The organism is Pseudomonas sp. MM213 (assembly GCF_020423045.1).
Lineage (GTDB): Bacteria > Pseudomonadota > Gammaproteobacteria > Pseudomonadales > Pseudomonadaceae > Aquipseudomonas > Aquipseudomonas migulae.
In genome coordinates this window covers 157,548-175,091 of the sequence record NZ_CP081943.1, presented here as the reverse complement: position 1 = coordinate 175,091, position 17,544 = coordinate 157,548, and the positions used below count along the sequence as shown (strand labels likewise).

Sequence of the window (17,544 nt, the reverse complement as noted above, 5' to 3'; positions counted from 1 at the left end):
GTTAGAGCTCCAGGAGGATCTGCGCGCGGGGACGCGTGCACAGGTGCAACGGGTTGGACTGGGCTTCGCCGGCCATGCCTTTGTTGAAGGGCAGCGGCTCGATCATGCTGTAGTACGGAATGCCCTGGGTGTTCACCGTTTCCATGTAGTCCGCCGGCGCAAACACCGAGATGTACAGATCCGGCACACCCTCAGGAACGAGCAGCGCCTTGTCATCGTGAACGAATGACACGCCGGCGACTTTGCCACGGTAGCGTTCCCAGATAATGCCGCCGAACTCGAAGCTCTCCCGGGCATCACCACGCAACGCCGCTGCTTGCTGGCTGTTGAGGTAGGTCTCCTTGACCGCCTTGTGAACGATCAGCTTGTTCCAGAAGTTTTTGCCGCAGAAGGCGCGGGAACTGGTGCTGGTCACGCTGCCCAGCGCGTCCTCTTGCATATCCAGCGCTTCGCCGCATTTCACCCGCAGCTCAGTGGCCGGATCGGCCAAGCCCATGGACAGCTTCTGACGCTGTACACCAAAGCGGTCATACAGATCCAACAGCACCGTCGAGCCATCGGCATCGAGGATCAGGCCATTGAGTGCGCCCATGCGCTGAAACTCGTGGGTGGCGTCCAACTGACGGCGCGCCTTGGCCAGCCGGGTGTTGACCACGTCCTGCACCGCCTGCAGCTCGGTGCGTGTGCCGAAGGCGCGAATGCCTTGGATCTCGTCGGCCTTGATGGTGAAACGCTCAGGCAGGTGCACGGTGTTGAACGGAATCAGATTGCGTTTGCTGGCTGCGACGACCAGGCCAGAACCGCCCCGCTCACCCGCCGGAACCAACGCCAGGGTGTCGCCGTCTTTCTCGATCTGCACAGTCAGGGTGGTGACACCTTCCTCGCGGAACAAACCCAGGGCACTGATGCGACCCGGCAGATAGGGTTGATCGTTGAGGGCTGCAGTGAGCGCGGTAACGGTGAACGCTTCGTCGTCAAAAATGGCGATATCGGCCATGGGTACTCTCCAGAAATGAAAAACCCCGCTCAGGGCGGGGTGCATAAAGGGGACGGATCGACCTATCGGACGATCAGAAAGTGGGAAGCCAGCGCCTTTTCGGCATCGAGGTCGAGCCCGGTCAGATGCGCTTCGCTGACTTCCGCCAATCGCACCACCGCACGGCCCCGGCGCACCACATCGGACTCGCCCAGCGGACCGAAGAGAATGGCGACGGCCGTCTCGCTGCCGTCCTCAGCCGCCGGAGCGTACGGCGCAAAGTGACCGGTAGCTGTCACCAGGCCGAGGATCTGGCCCGGGTACAACGCAGGGCCGGCAGCGACGTTGATGGATTCGCGTGAAATGTTTCCTGCGCCTTCCGAGAGCAGGAACTCACCGGCGTGGATCGGTTCTTTTTGGATGGTCATGGTCATGCTCCTTTCGCGCCGCGCGCAGTTCCGGATTGGGCTGCTTGTCGAGCGGCCCAGATCGAGTTGGGGTCGGGTTGTTTGGCCTGCACCTTAGGCACCAGGTCTTCGTCCAACGGCAGGCTGCTGTCGATTTCAAAGCCCTTGCCGCTGCTGACGATCTTGTCGAACAGACGCGCCCGCACCGCCGCAACGTCCAAACCAGCTGCCACGTATTCGACGCTGAACTCGGGCAGCCGAGCTGCGACACAGAGGTCATTCACCGCCTTGGCGCGGGTCAGACCGGCCTGGACGATGGCTTCGCTTTCCAGCTTGGTCGAACTGAGCAGCGGTTCGACCAGGTTGTTGATACCGGCTTCCGCGCAACGCTGGGTGATCATCAAGGCCAGCTTGGCTGAGTCGACCACGGTGGGTACCGGTGGCAGCTTGTCGAGCTCCTCGTCAGGATCCGTCTCGGGCGGCTCGTCGAGCTGAGCCAGCAACTCGGCCGGCGCGTGCTGGTACCGCTGCAGCACGGCCCCCTGGCCAAGGCAGGCCTTGACCTTGACGCCGTCGCCCACTTCATCGGCCAAGCCCAGCGCCACCGCCTCATTGGCGGTCAGCCAGGTTTCAGCGGCCACCAATCGCCGCAACTCGACCTCATCGATGTCCGGCGCCTTCGCTTTGTAGGCCGCGATGATCGCCTCCATGGTCTGGTCGAGCACATCGGCCACCTTGCGAAAGTCTTCGGCATCCCCAGCCGCGTACGTCCATGGGTTGTGGATCATCAACATGGCGTTGGAGGCGATCACCACGCGGTGAGCACCACACACCGCCACGCTGGCAGCGCTGGCGGCCAGTGCATCGACCCGCCCGGTACAGCGCTCGCCCAAACGCGACAGCGCGTTATGCATGGCCAGACCGTCGAACAGATCACCGCCGATGCTGTTGAAGGCGGCGATCACTGGCGAGACACCGTCATCCATCGCGCGCAGGTCCTGCACGAACTGATTGGCGGTGATGCCCCAGCCGCCGATCTCGCCGTAGACGAAGACTTCGATCACTCGCTCGGCGGCTTCACCGCTGGCGTGCACGGTGTACCAGGTGTCGTCCTGCACCTTTACGCGCTGCCCTGCCCGGTTATAAACGCGCGGTCGCGCTTTCTTGCTCATGGTTGCTCCTTGTCGTCGAGAGGGACGAATGCATCGAGAGTGGTGTAATTGAGGCCAAGGGCGGTGGCCCGGGCCAGGTCAGCGGCGTTTTCTGCATCGACCGTTTCGGCGTCGTAGCCGGTGCGCAAGACCATCTCACTACGCGACGCGAAGCCCGCCTGCACTTCCATCCGCCGCGCTTGTACGTCCTGCACCGGCTGGATGTAGGCCCAGCCTTGTGGCACCCAACGGGTGCGTAGGTAATGGCGTCGCCGCTGGGCGTAATCATCGAGCACCAGGACACCCGACAACACCGCCATGTCCATCCAGGCAGCGCGTACCGGACGGCACAGCTGGTGCACATAAACGCTGAATTGCAGCTGCTCCAGCCGACGCCGGAACTCATTGAGCACGACCCGCAGCGCCCGGTCGTTGACCTCGCGCATGTCGCCGGTGAGGATTTCGTAGGGCGTCCCGGTTCCCGCTGCCGCTGCCATCAGCTGCTGCCGCATGAAGTCGGGATAGTTGTTGCCCGCGTCCGGCGGCTTGGAGAACTCGACCTCTTCACCCGGCCCCAGCTCCTGCATGGTGCCGGGTTCCAGCGCGACCATCGGGGTGAAGCCGTCGCGATCAAGGCTCAGCGGCTGGCCAGTAACCGGATCTCTCGGCACAGGGCCGGAGTCAGGTGCCGGCCGGCTGATGAAACCGGCGAACAGGTTGGCCACCTCTTGGCGGAACAGCACCGCATCGTCGTAATTGTCGAGACTGCGCAGGCGCTTGAGCACCGGCGACAAGCGCGGCACGCCACGCAACTGACCCGGCTCGACTGGCTCAAAGATGTGCAGCACCTGCGCGGCCGGCACCCTCACCAGTTGGTTGTAACCGGCGTTCAGCGACGACGCATCACGCGGATGCGACAGGTACATCCAGTACGCCACCCGCTTGCCGCCTGGGGTGAACTCAATCCCGGCGCGGATGAGGTTGCCGGTTTTGGTGGTTTCAAACTTGTCATGCGGCACGAACTCCGGCGCCAGGATCTGGAGCTGTAATGGCACCGCAAGGCCTTCGTCCAGACCGCGAGGTCGCAGCCGCACAAAACACTCACCCGAGGTTTCCACCGTGCGGGCCACCAACGCCTGCTGGCCGTTGAAGTCGGCGCGCTCATCGGCGTCCGATTCATCGACCCAATCGTCCCAGAGTTCCTGCAGCAGTTTGCGCAGGGCCTCGTCGTCGGTTTTCGGTCTTGGCGTGATGCCGGTGCCGATCAAATTGCTGACGCGTTTGTCGATGACGTTGTAGGCATACGGGTCGTTGCGAACCGCAGCCCGGGAACGGGAGCGCAGATTGCGCAACGCCGGGGTGTTGATGCTGTTGATCCCGTTGTCGGGAGCATCCCAGCCAGTCGAGCGTCGGCCCTCCCCGGCGCCTTCGTAACTGGCCTTGATGTTCGACGGCAACACGAATCCGTTGCGGGTGAGCGTCGGATAGTGACGAGCCATTAGAGTCCTTTGCCTCCGTGGTACAACCGGACCACCCGCGAGCGCGGCCCGGCGGCGCTGATCAGAGAGGTGCGGATCTCTTCGCGCGCCTTGAGCAGCTCATCGACCGTGCGGTATTCCACGGTACGGTCGGTGTAGCGCACAGTTTTTTCACCGCGAGCAATGGCCGCCTCAACCGCGTCGAGGTGCTTTTTCGTAAATGACATATCAGCGTCTCTTCAGGTAGCCACTGGTGGAACTGCGGCGTTGTGGGGGGGCCGTTGTCGGACGTGATTTCACGGCTGGTTGCGGCGCCTGTGGTGCTGCCGGTGTTACGACTGGCCGACTGAGCCGTTCGCTTTGAACGGGTTGGCCACTATCGCCCGAAGCCGACTGGATGATCGCCTGCCGAATCCGCGCCCAATCGTGATCTTGGTAGCGATTGATGCCGAGGTAATGCGCCATGGCCAGGTTGTACACCAACAGATCGAGCGCTTCGTTGCGCTCGGACTTGCCCTTGGTCCATTCGATGCGTTTATGCCCCCTGACGTAACGGGTGACTTTGCGCTCAGCAACGCACTGGGCGAAAAAGTCATCCGGCAGGTCGTTGGCAAAGTGCAGCGCTCCCGGGCCGGTGTCGAATGCATAGCGGTTGTAGATCCAGTCCTTCGCCGTGTCGGTACCAACAATCCAAAGCTCGGCGCCATGCCGTTCAGTCAGGCCCTTCCATGTCACGTCGACCATCGAAGGTCGCTGCGCGATCACCGGCCGGCCCCGCTTGCTCGCCCCCTTGATGGCGAACACGCTGCGCCAGCGGCGCATACGACAGAACTGATAGACCTCATCCGTATGGTTACCACCGGAGTCGACCGCAGTAGCCATGATCATCAGTTCAGCACCACAAGGGTGTCGGTAACGGGCCTTGAGTAACTCATCCAGCGCCGCCCAGGTGCGCTCATCTGCGGGGTCGCCGGAGATCACTTGAAAGTCGACCACCCAGCGTTCCATGCCGGCGCCCCAACCCATCACCATCAGTTCCAGGCGGTTGGCCTGGGTGTCAACAGAAGCGGTCAGCATCAATACGCCGTCGGGCATTGAGCCAAGCCCATAGCTTTCCAGTCGCGCCCGATCCATCAGCACACCGGCTGAGGTTTGCTCCTGAGCGCTATCCCAGACCTTGGCCAGACGGGTGTTATAAAACACCTGCATCGGCTCCAGATCGCCTTTGGCCTGAGCCTTTTTAGCCTTCTCGAATTGCTTGGCCAACGAGGCCCAACCGGTCCAGCCGGGCGGCGAGTACAACGCGTTCAAGTTAAAACCAATGGTTTCGCCATCGCCTTGGGTGTGTGCTCGCCACTCCCCTTTCGCCAGCATCTCGCCCTTATAGCGCTCTTCGATCAGTACGTCGCAGTCGGGGCCGGCACATTGGTAATGCACAACCTGATAATCCGCCGAGTAATGCAAACGCTCCCATTCCAGAACCTGCATGTGTTCACAGGTTGGGCACGGCACGTAGTAGTAACGCTGATCGCTGACCTCAAACAGATCAGCGATTCGTGACGCCCCCCTGATCGTCGGCGAACTGGAAAAATAAAATTTGGCGTTACGGCCGAAAGTACTGCCGCGAGTCTCGGCCAGTTCGACCGGGTCGCCCTCTTCGCCCACGTCCACACTCCAGCGATCAACCTCGTCGCCATAGATGTAGCGGGCGGAAAGCTCCGCCAGATTGGCCGCAGAACCGGCCGTGGTGATGTACAGCGAACCACCCTCGAACTCCTTCGTGTCCATGGTGTTGCGCGCATCTCGCGAGCGGTTAGACGCCACGCGCTCACGCAGAACCGGCGTGGCCTTGATGGTTTTACCAATCCGCGACGATACCCGCTTGGCCAACCCAAGACTGGGCAACAACGTGAGGATGTTGGACGGGGCCATATGGATCAGGCCGCCGATCCAGTTCAAGGCGATCTGCGTTTTCATCAACTGCGAAGCCACCATGGTCACCACGCGCTTGCACGGGTGGGCAGGTGACAGACAGCGCATCGGCTCACGCGCATATGGGGTACGCGAAGTGTGGTATTGACCAGGCTCGGCCGCACCCGTATCGCGCGGGATGCGCATGTACTCGTCGGCCCACTGATCGATCCAGACATCTGGCTCTGGTCGCTGCCCACGGAAATACGCTTCGCGGTACACCGTCGCACCGTTCGACATTTCTAAGGACATAGGTTCAGCTCGGGGTAATGGCTTGTTCTAGATCTGCTGTAGACAGCCGCTCAGCATCTTCCAGCGTTTTTCGCAAAGCCGACGTCAGACGCTTTTCGATTTGCCATGGATCAGACATCGAGGCCAGTTCAGGCGATAGCTGTGGAGCCATTCCAAGCAAAAGATCACGCAGTAAGCGACCGGCGTTATAGGCCGCATCTTCGACCGCTTTGCGCTCTACCAAGGTGCCCTGGGCTTTAAGGAAGTTGTTTTTTTCCTGAAGCGACAGGTAGTGCTCACGAAGAGCGCGTGACCTTTGAAAGTCGGGCGGCGGATCAGAGGAGTCATCTATAAAGTCTGCGACGACTATTTCCAGCGGTGGCTGATCACTTCGCTTCGGGCGATTGCGCTCATGTCGAGCGGCCACGGCGGCCTTGCTCGGGTCGCTCGTCATGGCCAGAAGCTGCTCGCTGGCATCCACATCAATCTTCCCGGCAGCATTCAGAACCAGTCGTTGATTCTTGACCAGCTTGCCAACGTACTGCCTGGACCACCCCTTCAGCTCGCAGTACTCCTTGCGAGATACAAAAGCCATGCGGCCTCCATCGTCGTGGCTTATCAAGCCTGTCAACTAACCCGGCTTAGTTGACAAGCCTTCTGACCATTTCGCCGGGGCTGCTGTTCGAGAATCTGAACAGGCGTAAAGAAGGCCTACAGCCCAATAGAACCGGGGGACTTCACTACAAAACACTGTTTGGATCACGCGAATTCTGTCGCTGAAAACACAGAATTTCTTGTCAACCTGTCAACCACTGTCAACTAACTTTCCAGCTCTGTGGCTAACGCTTTCCCGCGGGTTTCCGACCCCGTACCCTTCAAAAAGCCCCAGGGTCCCCGGCGGTTTTCGGTGCATGACATCCGTGCGCATCCCATAAAGGTTCGAATCACATGACATCTCTAGCGGAGCATCGCTCCACTCTGATGGCTGATTACCTAAAATGTGCTTCTACAAAGCTCTCGACCACACTGATACGCTGGTTTGCTTTTAACTCAATCAGCGAACCAGGAGGTTCCAGTGTCCGAACAAGTAATCATTGATCCGAAAACATCACCAGAGCTGGCTGCACAGCAGGTGCTGCTGCGCCTAGTTGAAGCTAGCCCCACTGCCTTTGCCCATGCAAACAACGGTAAAGGTGTAGCTGAGTCACTGATCGCAATTCACAAAGGTCTCACAGAGTACTACCGCTCAATTGACGCAAAGCAGTAACGCCGGTAACGAGCGCGGCGACAGTCATCTCTGTCGCCGCCTTTAACTCGCTCGCCGGTGTCTGACGAACCAAATCAGGCCATGCCGCGCAAAACATGCTTTCTATCATTCGAAGATCATCGCAATTCAAATCAACGCATTGGCTGTTAATGCCGCTCATAAGTGTTACTCCCTTAAATGCAAAAACCGGCACAAGGGCCGGGTTTGGTGTGCGCACTTCCTCGACGACTTATTGCCCCTTCAGATCTTTACGTAGATCAGCCACGTCCCGCATAAGCTGCCCCAAATCCTTGTCTCGCCTTGCCTCAGCCCACTTGAACCAGGCACGGACAAAGACCCATGCCGGCAAGCCACACACAAAGATCAAACCGCCGATAGCAATAAGTCCCACATCGTCGTTTGCCCAGTCGCCAATACCCAACCAGCGCACGACGAAGGCACCACCGCAAATGCTGGAGACCGTGGTGCTGATCATCGCGACGCAGAACTCACGCACCGTTTTCGGGAGTGTCATCGCCATTACGACAACTGCGGCGAGCACGGCAATGAAGCCAAAGGCGCCCAACTTGTACAGCGCGATACCGCCAGCGGCGGTGAGTGGCCCGGGTTCGGACATATTGGTGACTCTCATGGGCACTCCCGGCCGAGGCCTGGTGGTGTCGTTGATAGGTTCGGCTCCAACTGCACTCCCAGCTCGGAGCAATGGGTGTGGTGGAGCCGAAAACGAAAAAGCCCGGCACAGTGGCCGGGCTCATTGATTTGCATTATTTCTAAGAGTTGATGGTGCGCGTGAGATTGATTACTTGGCTTTACCCAAAGAACCGAGGATGAAGCCATCAACTGCCGAAATTTTACCTCGCCAGAGCGCTCCGTTTGTAGGCAAACGGTCATTAGCCCCCATGTACATATGAGCATTCTTCAAGTGAACATATTGAACAGGCGGACTTTCCTCGCCGGCTATTACCGGCGGATTGAAGCCAAGGATTAGAGAACGAATCTGCTCTTGCGCTTCTTCGCCCGAGCCCGCAAACGGATTTGAAAAGTCGCTCGACAACTGTTCAAAATATTTCTGATGAGAAATTAGGGTGCCGGTTACGAAACTCCCGCCGAGAGTCAAAGTAACTCCTATCTCAAGCGAGTTACTGTTCACAAATTTACATAACCACTGTAAAAGCCAGTCTGTCTGCCTTCCTTCCCACTGCTGCTTTACAGAAGTCGCATCGTTGAAAAAATCAGAGTCTGATGGGACTGCGGCTTCTGCTTCTTCAGAATTTTCGCTTGAAAGAACATCGCTCATAACTGGCTCCGTGCCATTAGTCGAGCTCGATCTTAGGCATAGTTTTCCACAAAGAAAAAGCCCCACCCGATTGTGATGCCTTGGAATAGGAAGCAAAAAGCCCAGCTATTGACTGGGCTTTATGTGTCGTCTCTCATGACGCGCAAGATCGACATGATGGGGCTAATTTATGATCATTCCGCCACTACGTCAAGCGGCGTCAATAAAGATCTCTTCCCGGTCGAAAATCTCGGTTGCATGGATCACTGCGGCCTCTTCCAGCGACTCCAGACGCTTGGCGATACCGGTTTTCCAACGTCGCCGTGTTGACTCGGGTTTTCCTTCCGTGTCCCAGCTGTTCATGTCGTAGAACTCAGCGGGCAACACGATCATGTCAGTGGAACGCTTGCCGGTTTGGATGCCTTTCAGCTTCGGAATAGCCCAGGCGGTCAGCGCCTTATAGATGAACAGTTGCGGAGCTGGGGAAGTCGTGCGAGCCACGAGGCGGCCGATGGCGGCGACCTTGTTAGCCTTGTGCGTCGAGTACTTCGCGACCAGTACGTCCCACTGAGCCGAATCAAGCTGGCAATGCAAGAGTGCATAGAGGCAGCAGTCGTAATCGAACTTGTCACGAACCGAGAGCGAGCTGCCGGTGCCACCCTGGCGCAGATCAGCATCGATCAGCTTCTGCCAGGACTGCTTCGTGCTGTTGTCAATGTTGTCGGCGGCCAGCACGCGCACCAGGGTGCCCATCACGTCTTTATATATGCCCATGCCTCAATCCCCCTTGAACGATGAGCCGCCCGGACCGCGGCGATTACTTTCCTGATAGCTGCACGTCTCACTGCCAATGGCCGGCGAGAGGGTCAAGTGGCGAACCCTCCGCCCGAGCTGGACCACCAGGTCTTCGATCAGCAGTGGCTCCAGGGTTTGGGCATGGACAAACCCGGACGAGTGACAGCCGATGCAATCGAGCTCGTGTAGCAGCCCCTTTATCAACCCCTTCCCGGCACATGACGGGCACTCGGTCATCGGGATCAAATTGCGCACTAAGGCGGGGCCATGCTGCTTTTTCATCATTTTTAAACCTCGCCCTTAACAAATTGCGGAATGGACTCGCATGCCGCGCTATTCAAGGCGTCTACGAGGTTTTGCGATTCTTCATATCTAGCGCCTGTCTGCTGATGGATCGCCTTGAAGCCGCGCTCATCTAACCAGTTGTGCCACTTCACCAACGCCAGACAACGCTGCTCTTTGGCCTGGGTATTGATGTAGGTCGAAGCGATCTTGCCCAGCGAGTGGTTCAACAGCATCTCGCCGATGTGGCCGTCGACCCCGAGGTCCGTCCACGCGGTGCGCGCCACCTTGCGCAGGTCGTGACTGGTCCAGGCGCCCTGCCCCAGCCGAGTGAACACCGCACTGGCTTGGTTATCGCTCAGTGCTTTGCCTCGGCGGGACGGGAACAGGAAGGGGCCTTCGTACCCTTGGGCGGCCTGGCAATCACGGTACCGGCGCAGCAACGCGCAGACCTGGTCAGTTAGCGGCACCCGCAGCTCGGTCTTACTCTTGGTGTGCTCGGCCGGCAGAAACCACTCACGCTCAGGCAGCGCAATGTCAGCCCAGCGGGACTGACGGGTTTCGCCGATCCGCGTGCCGTGGCACAGCATCATCAGGGCCAGCATGGCGTCACCGGGCGTACTCTCGAACCGCTCGGTGAGCTGCCTCACCAGCTCGGGCAGCTGGACATCGCGCAGGCGGGCGGGCTTGGGCAGGATGCGCGCCGTGGTGAAGTGGATGAACTTGAGCTCGGCCATCGGGTTGGCCGGGATCAGGTCCAATTTGCGGGCCTGCCGGAAGGCCACTGCGAGCAGGCGGTACAACTGCTGGACGTAGGACAGCGACAACTGTTCCTGCGCCGGCCACATCAGCAGCTTGTCCAGGGTCTGGGCATTCACGTCGCGAATCAGCAGATCATCCAGGCGCGGCTTGAGCTGGCAACTGATGGCCGACTTGCCGGCTGAGCGGCGCTTGGCCGAGAGCGCGCGGGAACGGGCCATGCGATCGCCAAACCAGTCGAGCAGTTCGCCGACAGTGACCCAACCCGACACACTGGCAGCGCCATCGGCCGCCACTCGCAGGCGCACCGCCGGCAAGGCCGCGACGACTTGCTTGGTGGACAGATCAGGAAAGCCACCGATGCGGTGCCACTGGCGTTTGTTCAACAGGTACCAAGACCCGCGCGCACGGTTCTTCGCATAACGGAAGTGCAACGCCGGGTGACTGGCATCACGCAGGTCGCGCACATGCTCAAGCTTGGCATTGCGCTGAATTTCGGTGTCGGACAGCTTCACGGTCAGGGTCTTGATCAGAGCGCTCAATCGGTCGCCTCCGGCTGGGCGAGACGGTCAACCACCTCGAACGTTGTAGGCCACATCCACGCTCCATACCGCTTGGCCATGGCCTCGTCGGCGAACAGCGCCAAGGCATGGTCTGGCGTGCTGCTCAAATCCATTTTGAAAGAGCAGCAGAAAACCGCGAAGCGGTAGGTGGAAGGCTCGGGAACAGCAAGTCGCTTGGAGTCCATCAGAATGTTTCCTTTTGACGGTAACGGTTGGCTAGGCTGGTGACCTTTGCCGGTGGCTCGACAGCCTCCGGCTTCCACCCGGCAGCAAGGTTTTCAAAACGGTTGTACTGGCCAAGGAAGGCCGTGCGGATGGTGCCCATCTCGATGTCGCGGCCCTTGCCAATGATGATTTCGGCAATGCCCTTGGCTTCGGTGTTTTCGTGATAGACCTCGTCGCGGTACACGAACAAGATCACGTCGGCGTCCTGCTCGATGGCGCCCGACTCCCTCAAATCTGAGGGGATTGGGCGCTTGTTCGGGCGCTCTTCGCATTTGCGCGAGAGCTGGCTCAGCAGCACGACGGGAATACCCAGTTCCTTGGCGAGCAGCTTGCAACCGCGACTGATGCTGCTGACCTCTTCGGTGCGGTTGCCGCCCTCGCCTTCCAGCAGTTGCAGGTAGTCGATCATCAGCAGGTCGAGGCCGTAACGCAGCTTGTGGCGGCGAGCCAATGAGCGAATGCGCCCAATCGACGAGCCGGCGCGGTCGGCGATGTACAGCGGAGCGCGGCGCAGCACTCCGGCCGCTGCCGCGAGTTCTGTGCCGTGGCTCTGGCATGCCGTGCCGTTCTTCACCATGGTGAGCGGAATACGCCCCTCGGACGCCACGGCCCGGTCCAGCAATTGGCCCTTGTTCATCTCCAGACTGATGACCAATGAGGACTTGCTTTGGCGCACGGCCGCATCGATGACAAAGCCCATGGCCAGCGTGGTTTTGCCCATGGCGGGACGCCCGGCCACGATGTACAGGTGGTCCGGTTGCAGGCCGCCTATCTTCTCGTCCAGATCGCGCAGGCCGGTCGACAGACCGATCAGTGTTTCGCCGCGGGCATGTCGATCATGGCGCTCCTGCCACACCTCCAGCTGATCGAGCAGCACATCACCCACTTTGACGATGTCGTCATCACCGGAACCACAATCGATGGCCATAGCAGCGGCTTGAACGGCGGCGATTTTCGTCTGAAGATCTTGCTCGCTGTGCGCGATCTCCATGGCCTGGCCGCCGAGGTCGTACAGAGCTCGCTCGACGGCTCGCTCTCGCACGATGACGGCGTAAGTCTTGGCGTTGGCGACACTGGGCGTACCGTTGACGATTTCGGCGCAGTAGGCAAAAGCCGGAGAGCCATCCGGCAAGACGCCAACGTGGTCCCCCACCGTGAGGAAGTCGACGGACTTGCCGGCCGAGCGGACCGCCATGATCCCCCGGTATACCTCGGCGTTTTCCGGGAAGTGGAACGATTCGGCGGACAGGTCATCGCTCAGGGAGTCGATCAGTTCAGGGCGCTGCATCATCGCGCCCAGCAGGCCGTGCTCGGCCTCGATGTTGTAGGGGTCACGCATTGTAATTGCCCTCCACAACCTTGACGAAGTTGCTCGGGGCGATCAGCCAGTCGAAGTTGCAACGGAAAGGACTGCCACCAGCAGCGGCCACCTCCCCCATCAGGAACTTGCTCGAACGCACCTGGGCGAAATACTCAGCCCAGAAGCCGAGATCCTGGTGCACGTCGCTCTCATTCCAGCGGGTGTTGATCTTGGCGATCCGATCCTTGGTCAACATCACGACTCGAGGAAACTCAGGAATCGTCGAGTTGAACAAATCGACGATTGCCTGGGTTGGGCACTTCGGCTTCGAAATCTTCGACGGTTGCTCATCGCCAACAAGAGGTGACGGTTCACTTGATGGTTCTATTACGGTTCTGGGTGCGGCTGCTGCGGGGGTTTCTGTCGTGAGCTGCGGGGGTGACGGTGCATCTGCTGCGGGGTGCGACTCTTGCGGGGGTGCATATGCTGCCGGGGTTAAGGTGTACATCGTCGAGCGGCCCATCCGTTCACGGACAGACAAAAGCCCAACCTGACCCAGCCATTTGATAGCGGTCTGGACAGTCCTTTCAGCCAGGCAGGTGCGTTCCGCAATACGCGCAACGGATGGCCAGCAAACGCCCTCATCGTTTGCGTTGTCCGCCAACGAGATCAGCACTGCCTTTTGTGGCCCGCTCATGCCCTGAAGCGGCCAGCACAAGCTCATGATTATGGTGCTCACAGCTGATCCCCTGTTTCAGATTCAACTGTGACGTTGAGTCGTGACACCTTTTGCGATTGCTCGAAAAGTGTCACGACATAGCGGGTCTTGCCGGGAGTAACGATCGTGTTCATAATGGCCGCACAGTGTTTTACAAGTTGTTGAAGAAGCCGCCCTGCCAGGCGGTTTTTTTATGCCTGTAATTCAGGCGGCCTTGAGCGATTCGCGCAGGATCTGCAGAGCGTCGATAGCTTCAAGAATTGCTTTCTCGCCCTGGGCTTTTTCGTGCTGACTGATGTGGTTGTCCGCAGTGGCGTCGAAGATCAAGCGGCCAACGTCGCCGCACTCGGCGGAGAGATGACCTAGCGCGACCATCAGCGGCTTAGCGACCGGCTTCTCGCGAGCCACCAGGTCGAAACCGAATTGGTCGGCGAGCGCCATCAACGGGCGCATGTCTTGGGTGTGAAGCAGCACGCCGTATAAATGTTCAATGGTCAGGTGATGCGCGGCGTTGTCTGGATTCGAGCGCTGAAGCAGGCTCACGTGTGCCATGCACATTTTCCCCGCCAGTTCCTCTGCCCCGCTTTCCTTGACGGTGGTGTGGCAAGCCCTCAAGAAATCTTCCATTCGTAAAACCTCAATTTTGTTTCCGTGGTTTCGGTGACGGCGTTCAGCAATCATTTGCTCAACGGATCAGCGACAAGGAGATGGTTATGCAGCCGATTTTTGGGATGGAAATGGGCGAAGTTCCTTTGCCTGGAAGGTGCCATCAGGTAGCTCCAGCACACGAATGTCGCGTTTGGCAGACAAAGCTTTGTGAATTGCCGGAGCGGTCACACGAAGAAGCCTCGCCGCCTCGGACTGCCCTTTTTCAGCAACAAACTTGTCGAGGGGGGTCTCATTCATGATCAAGCCTCGGGTTGTAGATGAGGCCGATATTAACCATCTGTTAATTTTTAATCAATACCGATGGTTTCTTCTTATTTTTAACCATTGGTATACATTCGCGCGATGACGAAGAAACGAATCTTGCCGCCAGACCGGATGGCTGAGTGCGAGGCCGCGCATGCCTTGTTCCTCTCAAAGAAGAACGAGCTAAAGCTCAGCCAAAAGAAGATCGCGGACGCGGCGGGCATGACGCCTGCTGCGGTGAACCTGTATTTCAAGGGAATAAATCCGCTTAACGCTCAATTCGCAGCGGTACTGGCACGCTTAATTCAAGAACCGGTCGAGGCATTCAGTCCGCGCCTGGCCGAAGAAATTCGAAATATGACTGGAGCCCCGGTCAACAAGGCGCACGCAGTTGGCGAAGCCTTGGAAGGGACAGCTGCGGATGCTCTCCGAAACATGTTGAGTCGCAGTGGGAAAAGCCTTTCTGAGGACGCTCGGCGACGATTAATTGCCGTCGTAGAGGCTGAAGAAGGTGGCGGTGTACTTGAGCTGGACTACTACCGCCCCGGCGCCGTTGGCGACGAAGTTTGGATTGCCCACTACGATGTCCGCGCGGCGATGGGCGGCGGGCAGATCCCGCACGACTACCCCGAGATGTTTCAGGACGTGCGCGTCAGCCCCCAGCACCTGCGCGAGATGGGCGTGGAGTTTAAAGAGCACTTCCACCTGAAGATGGTGACAGGGTGGGGTCAGTCGATGGCGCCCACGATTAAGCACCGCGACCCTCTCCTCGTCGATGTCAGCGTTCGCGAGTTCGCGGGCGACGGGATCTACATGTTCTCCTGGGAGGGGCATCTGTATATCAAACGACTCCAGTGGATCGGTGATGAGCAGATATCGATGCTCTCAGATAACCCACGGCATCCGCCGCAAACCATCAGGGCCGATGAAACCTTCATCCAGGCACGGGTGCTGCTGGTCTGGAATGCTCACCTGGTTTGACATTTGGCGCGTGAAGACATGGAAGACATCTAATGCCTGAGAGCATTACGGCCGTTGAAATAGTTAGGCAGAGTCATCAGGGTTACTCCATCAAGCCGTTTATCGTCCGCGGTGATGATGGGCTTACCTATTTCGTGAAAGGGCTCGATAAAGCGGGCGGATTTGCCCTGGTTTCTGAAGCGATTGGCGCCGAGCTGGGGAAGATTCTTAATCTACCTATCCCTCCTTGGCGCTCGATGCATGTCCCTGACGAATTGATCGCGTTCAGTGCGATTCCGAACGTCGACGATCTTGGCGGAGGCTTGGCTTTCGCTTCCCTCGCCGTTGAAAACGCATCTGATTTCACTCTCAGCAATATCAACCGCACTCCTATGGATCTTAAGAGAAGGATTCTTCTCTTTGATTGGTGGATACGGAATGAGGATCGCTGCCTGGGGGAGCGCGGCGGAAACGTGAACCTAATTTTGGATGCTCAGGGCGAGTTAAATGTCATTGATCATAATCTCGCGTTTGACAGAACGTTTGATAGCGATGCATTTATGAGCGGGCACGTTTTCCGTGAATGTAGGTCATTTTATAGAGACCTTGTCGTTCGTCAGGACTGCCAGCAAATGCTTAGCGAAGCTATGCGGAACTGGGGTACGATCACGGCCCTTTTACCAGATGACTGGCTGTATCGGGATCGCGACCACATCGACGAAACAGAGCCGACGCTAGCTGAAAGGCTAGAGATGCTAGAGGTGTTCAAGGAAGAGCGGTTCTGGGGAGCGCTATGAAGTACATTTGCAATTACTCAATTTTAAGATTCTTGCCCTATCCAGAAACGGGCGAGTTCGTGAATATTGGCATCGTGTTGATCGCTAATAATGGCGACTTTCGCTTCAAAATTGAGAAGAAAAGACAGCGTGTTACTAACTTTTTCCCAAGCCTTGATGCCAAGATTTTCATGAGGGCTCGTAGGGAGATCGACATCGAGCTGGCTCGTCTAAGCGGGTTCTTCACTGCAAATCGTGAAGATATCGCAGGGTTACTTTCCACCTTCAAGCATCTGATTCATCCTCGCGAAACGATGATGAGGTTTAGCGACCCGGGCACTATGGCTACTGAAAATGCTAACCAAGCATTGAGCGATCTCTTTGACCATTACGTGAACCACAGCTTCGCCACGAAGGAGTATCAGGAAACGGTTTTGGAGCGACAGTTAGGGAAGCTCTTGGCTGCCTCCAATCTCAAGCAGCGATATAGCGAGCAGAAATTAGGAAGCGTTGACTACCCGGTAAAATTTCCGTTTGTGCTCATGAGTGGTACTGAACCTGTGCAGGCACTGAAGCCCATTCATTTGGGGCATGATGAGCCAGGCAAGATCATCGAACATGGCGACGCATGGATTTCTAAAGTGAGACGCCTCAATTCCGCCGGCCAGTTAGCAAGAGACACTCTGTTTATTGCTGGACCACCCGAGGAAGGCAGGACGAAATTACTCAAGGCCTACAAGGAAATTTCGGAAGAGCTGAAAACCTTTCCGGGCGTACGCGTTACCAGCTCAGAAGAAGGTAGAGACAGTATTCTTGAGCAGATAAAGAAAGGGATCCCAAACACGCTTCATTGATTAGCGGAAGCCCGGCCAAGCGCCGGGCTTTTGTATGGGCGATCAAAAGGGCGCTGGCTCCTCGATTGGCTCGATCACCTCTTCCGGCCGATCCTCCACCGCACTCGCCTCCCACCTCAGCGTCACCGACTCATCGTCGTTGAACGTCATGTCTATGCCGTCCGTCTCGTTTAACAGCCCGATCACCTCCTCCCATTCCCGCTCGCCGTCCGTGTCCAGGCGATGGATCGTAACCCAGCGCTGAATCTGCGCTACTGGGTGATTGATCATCGACGATACGCGCAGGCCAAGCCGCTCTATCCCGCTCATTTCTTGTCGTTGTACCGGTTTTGCCTGCTTGTTCGCCTTGGCCATTCAACCCTCCAATGACTGTATGGATATCCAGTTTGCGGCGAGGATACTCTACGTCGCAAGAAAATAAATTAACCATCGGTATTGACGTGTAAATATACCGATGGTTAACTACGCCCATCGCAGCGACACACAGCCACTGCGAAGCACCATCGCTCTTTAACAGTCAGGAACCTTCGCGGATCGATCCCCGGCAACGGGTACAGCGCGAAACACAAATTTCGATCTCCATGCCAGCTCTGGAACTGGCCGGGCTCCCCCATGAGAGCACGCGAAGCTGCACAGCCACCCG

21 protein-coding genes are annotated in these 17,544 nt (G+C 58.1%); 4 read left to right on the top strand and 17 right to left on the bottom strand.

Annotated elements, in window-relative coordinates; genetic code table 11:
* Window position 1: 1 nt before the first annotated feature.
* The 7 genes from K5R88_RS00930 to K5R88_RS00900 all read right to left on the bottom strand — a co-directional run bounded on the left by K5R88_RS00930 (window position 2) and on the right by K5R88_RS00900 (window position 6,809).
* On the bottom strand, window positions 2-997 hold the full coding sequence (locus K5R88_RS00930; protein ID WP_226298973.1) for a major capsid protein: 996 nt from the start codon (window positions 995-997) through the stop codon (window positions 2-4).
* A 62-nt stretch (window positions 998-1,059) separates the two neighbouring features.
* Window positions 1,060-1,404, bottom strand: a complete 345-nt coding sequence (locus K5R88_RS00925; RefSeq protein WP_226298972.1) for a head decoration protein — start codon at window positions 1,402-1,404, stop codon at window positions 1,060-1,062.
* Window positions 1,405-1,406: 2 nt separating this feature from the next.
* Window positions 1,407-2,555 (bottom strand): head maturation protease, ClpP-related, encoded by a 1,149-nt coding sequence (locus K5R88_RS00920; protein ID WP_226298971.1) that lies wholly within the window; start codon window positions 2,553-2,555, stop codon window positions 1,407-1,409.
* Entirely contained in the window at window positions 2,552-4,033 is a 1,482-nt protein-coding gene (locus K5R88_RS00915) for a phage portal protein (protein WP_226298970.1), read from the bottom strand. Before K5R88_RS00915 ends, K5R88_RS00920 begins: the two co-directional genes overlap by 4 nt.
* Entirely contained in the window at window positions 4,033-4,239 is a 207-nt protein-coding gene (locus K5R88_RS00910; RefSeq protein ID WP_226298969.1) for a phage head-tail joining protein, read from the bottom strand. The genes K5R88_RS00915 and K5R88_RS00910 overlap by 1 nt, the downstream gene beginning before the upstream one ends.
* Before the next feature lies 1 nt (window position 4,240).
* On the bottom strand, window positions 4,241-6,235 hold the full coding sequence (locus tag K5R88_RS00905) for a phage terminase large subunit family protein (RefSeq protein ID WP_226298968.1): 1,995 nt from the start codon (window positions 6,233-6,235) through the stop codon (window positions 4,241-4,243).
* Window positions 6,236-6,239: 4 nt separating this feature from the next.
* Window positions 6,240-6,809, bottom strand: a complete 570-nt coding sequence (locus K5R88_RS00900) for a terminase small subunit (RefSeq protein WP_226298967.1) — start codon at window positions 6,807-6,809, stop codon at window positions 6,240-6,242.
* A 480-nt stretch (window positions 6,810-7,289) separates the two neighbouring features.
* Between K5R88_RS00900 and K5R88_RS00895 the strand changes: the two genes are divergently transcribed.
* Window positions 7,290-7,481 carry a hypothetical protein gene (locus K5R88_RS00895; RefSeq protein WP_226298966.1) on the top strand — a complete coding sequence of 64 codons (192 nt, stop codon included), beginning with the start codon at window positions 7,290-7,292 and terminating at the stop codon, window positions 7,479-7,481.
* 229 nt (window positions 7,482-7,710) lie between these two features.
* On the opposite strand, the gene K5R88_RS00890 is transcribed toward K5R88_RS00895, so the two are convergent.
* The 9 genes from K5R88_RS00890 to K5R88_RS00850 all read right to left on the bottom strand — a co-directional run bounded on the left by K5R88_RS00890 (window position 7,711) and on the right by K5R88_RS00850 (window position 14,305).
* Window positions 7,711-8,112, bottom strand: coding sequence for a hypothetical protein (locus tag K5R88_RS00890; protein WP_226298965.1), 402 nt, complete (start codon window positions 8,110-8,112; stop codon window positions 7,711-7,713).
* A gap of 168 nt (window positions 8,113-8,280) precedes the next feature.
* Window positions 8,281-8,778 (bottom strand): gas vesicle accessory protein GvpU, encoded by a 498-nt coding sequence (gvpU, locus tag K5R88_RS00885; protein WP_226298964.1) that lies wholly within the window; start codon window positions 8,776-8,778, stop codon window positions 8,281-8,283.
* Window positions 8,779-8,967: 189 nt separating this feature from the next.
* Window positions 8,968-9,531 carry a hypothetical protein gene (locus K5R88_RS00880; protein ID WP_226298963.1) on the bottom strand — a complete coding sequence of 188 codons (564 nt, stop codon included), beginning with the start codon at window positions 9,529-9,531 and terminating at the stop codon, window positions 8,968-8,970.
* 308 nt (window positions 9,532-9,839) lie between these two features.
* On the bottom strand, window positions 9,840-11,135 hold the full coding sequence (locus tag K5R88_RS00875) for a tyrosine-type recombinase/integrase (protein WP_226298962.1): 1,296 nt from the start codon (window positions 11,133-11,135) through the stop codon (window positions 9,840-9,842).
* Window positions 11,132-11,341, bottom strand: a complete 210-nt coding sequence (locus tag K5R88_RS00870; protein ID WP_226298961.1) for a hypothetical protein — start codon at window positions 11,339-11,341, stop codon at window positions 11,132-11,134. The genes K5R88_RS00875 and K5R88_RS00870 overlap by 4 nt, the downstream gene beginning before the upstream one ends.
* Window positions 11,341-12,720, bottom strand: coding sequence for a replicative DNA helicase (gene dnaB / locus K5R88_RS00865; RefSeq protein ID WP_226298960.1), 1,380 nt, complete (start codon window positions 12,718-12,720; stop codon window positions 11,341-11,343). Before dnaB ends, K5R88_RS00870 begins: the two co-directional genes overlap by 1 nt.
* The gene (locus tag K5R88_RS00860; RefSeq protein ID WP_226298959.1) at window positions 12,713-13,420 is read right to left on the bottom strand and encodes a helix-turn-helix domain-containing protein; all 708 of its coding nucleotides are present in this window, start codon (window positions 13,418-13,420) and stop codon (window positions 12,713-12,715) included. The genes dnaB and K5R88_RS00860 overlap by 8 nt, the downstream gene beginning before the upstream one ends.
* Window positions 13,421-13,603: 183 nt before the next feature.
* On the bottom strand, window positions 13,604-14,026 hold the full coding sequence (locus K5R88_RS00855) for a phage regulatory CII family protein (protein WP_226298958.1): 423 nt from the start codon (window positions 14,024-14,026) through the stop codon (window positions 13,604-13,606).
* Window positions 14,027-14,110: 84 nt separating this feature from the next.
* Entirely contained in the window at window positions 14,111-14,305 is a 195-nt protein-coding gene (locus K5R88_RS00850) for a Cro/CI family transcriptional regulator (protein WP_226298957.1), read from the bottom strand.
* A 105-nt stretch (window positions 14,306-14,410) separates the two neighbouring features.
* Between K5R88_RS00850 and K5R88_RS00845 the strand changes: the two genes are divergently transcribed.
* The 3 genes from K5R88_RS00845 to K5R88_RS00835 are packed head-to-tail and all read left to right on the top strand — an operon-like array spanning window position 14,411 to window position 16,901.
* Window positions 14,411-15,292, top strand: coding sequence for a LexA family transcriptional regulator (locus tag K5R88_RS00845; RefSeq protein WP_226298956.1), 882 nt, complete (start codon window positions 14,411-14,413; stop codon window positions 15,290-15,292).
* Between the two features lie 32 nt (window positions 15,293-15,324).
* Window positions 15,325-16,068 carry a HipA family kinase gene (locus K5R88_RS00840; protein WP_226298955.1) on the top strand — a complete coding sequence of 248 codons (744 nt, stop codon included), beginning with the start codon at window positions 15,325-15,327 and terminating at the stop codon, window positions 16,066-16,068.
* Window positions 16,065-16,901, top strand: coding sequence for a DUF3037 domain-containing protein (locus K5R88_RS00835; RefSeq protein ID WP_226298954.1), 837 nt, complete (start codon window positions 16,065-16,067; stop codon window positions 16,899-16,901). Before K5R88_RS00840 ends, K5R88_RS00835 begins: the two co-directional genes overlap by 4 nt.
* 42 nt (window positions 16,902-16,943) lie before the next feature.
* On the opposite strand, the gene K5R88_RS00830 is transcribed toward K5R88_RS00835, so the two are convergent.
* Window positions 16,944-17,255: a DUF1654 domain-containing protein gene (locus K5R88_RS00830; RefSeq protein ID WP_226298953.1), complete on the bottom strand. Its 312-nt coding sequence runs from the start codon at window positions 17,253-17,255 to the stop codon at window positions 16,944-16,946.
* Window positions 17,256-17,544: the final 289 nt, after the last annotated feature.

Coding starts and splice junctions, on each gene's coding strand:
- K5R88_RS00930 (WP_226298973.1), bottom strand. CDS start 997: ATGGCCGATATCGCCATTTTTGACGACGAAGCGTTCACCGTTACCGCG.
- K5R88_RS00925 (WP_226298972.1), bottom strand. CDS start 1,404: ATGACCATCCAAAAAGAACCGATCCACGCCGGTGAGTTCCTGCTCTCG.
- K5R88_RS00920 (WP_226298971.1), bottom strand. CDS start 2,555: ATGAGCAAGAAAGCGCGACCGCGCGTTTATAACCGGGCAGGGCAGCGC.
- K5R88_RS00915 (WP_226298970.1), bottom strand. CDS start 4,033: ATGGCTCGTCACTATCCGACGCTCACCCGCAACGGATTCGTGTTGCCG.
- K5R88_RS00910 (WP_226298969.1), bottom strand. CDS start 4,239: ATGTCATTTACGAAAAAGCACCTCGACGCGGTTGAGGCGGCCATTGCT.
- K5R88_RS00905 (WP_226298968.1), bottom strand. CDS start 6,235: ATGTCCTTAGAAATGTCGAACGGTGCGACGGTGTACCGCGAAGCGTAT.
- K5R88_RS00900 (WP_226298967.1), bottom strand. CDS start 6,809: ATGGCTTTTGTATCTCGCAAGGAGTACTGCGAGCTGAAGGGGTGGTCC.
- K5R88_RS00890 (WP_226298965.1), bottom strand. CDS start 8,112: ATGAGAGTCACCAATATGTCCGAACCCGGGCCACTCACCGCCGCTGGC.
- gvpU (WP_226298964.1), bottom strand. CDS start 8,778: ATGAGCGATGTTCTTTCAAGCGAAAATTCTGAAGAAGCAGAAGCCGCA.
- K5R88_RS00880 (WP_226298963.1), bottom strand. CDS start 9,531: ATGGGCATATATAAAGACGTGATGGGCACCCTGGTGCGCGTGCTGGCC.
- K5R88_RS00870 (WP_226298961.1), bottom strand. CDS start 11,341: ATGGACTCCAAGCGACTTGCTGTTCCCGAGCCTTCCACCTACCGCTTC.
- dnaB (WP_226298960.1), bottom strand. CDS start 12,720: ATGCGTGACCCCTACAACATCGAGGCCGAGCACGGCCTGCTGGGCGCG.
- K5R88_RS00855 (WP_226298958.1), bottom strand. CDS start 14,026: ATGGAAGATTTCTTGAGGGCTTGCCACACCACCGTCAAGGAAAGCGGG.
- K5R88_RS00850 (WP_226298957.1), bottom strand. CDS start 14,305: ATGAATGAGACCCCCCTCGACAAGTTTGTTGCTGAAAAAGGGCAGTCC.
- K5R88_RS00845 (WP_226298956.1), top strand. CDS start 14,411: ATGACGAAGAAACGAATCTTGCCGCCAGACCGGATGGCTGAGTGCGAG.
- K5R88_RS00840 (WP_226298955.1), top strand. CDS start 15,325: ATGCCTGAGAGCATTACGGCCGTTGAAATAGTTAGGCAGAGTCATCAG.
- K5R88_RS00835 (WP_226298954.1), top strand. CDS start 16,065: ATGAAGTACATTTGCAATTACTCAATTTTAAGATTCTTGCCCTATCCA.
- K5R88_RS00830 (WP_226298953.1), bottom strand. CDS start 17,255: ATGGCCAAGGCGAACAAGCAGGCAAAACCGGTACAACGACAAGAAATG.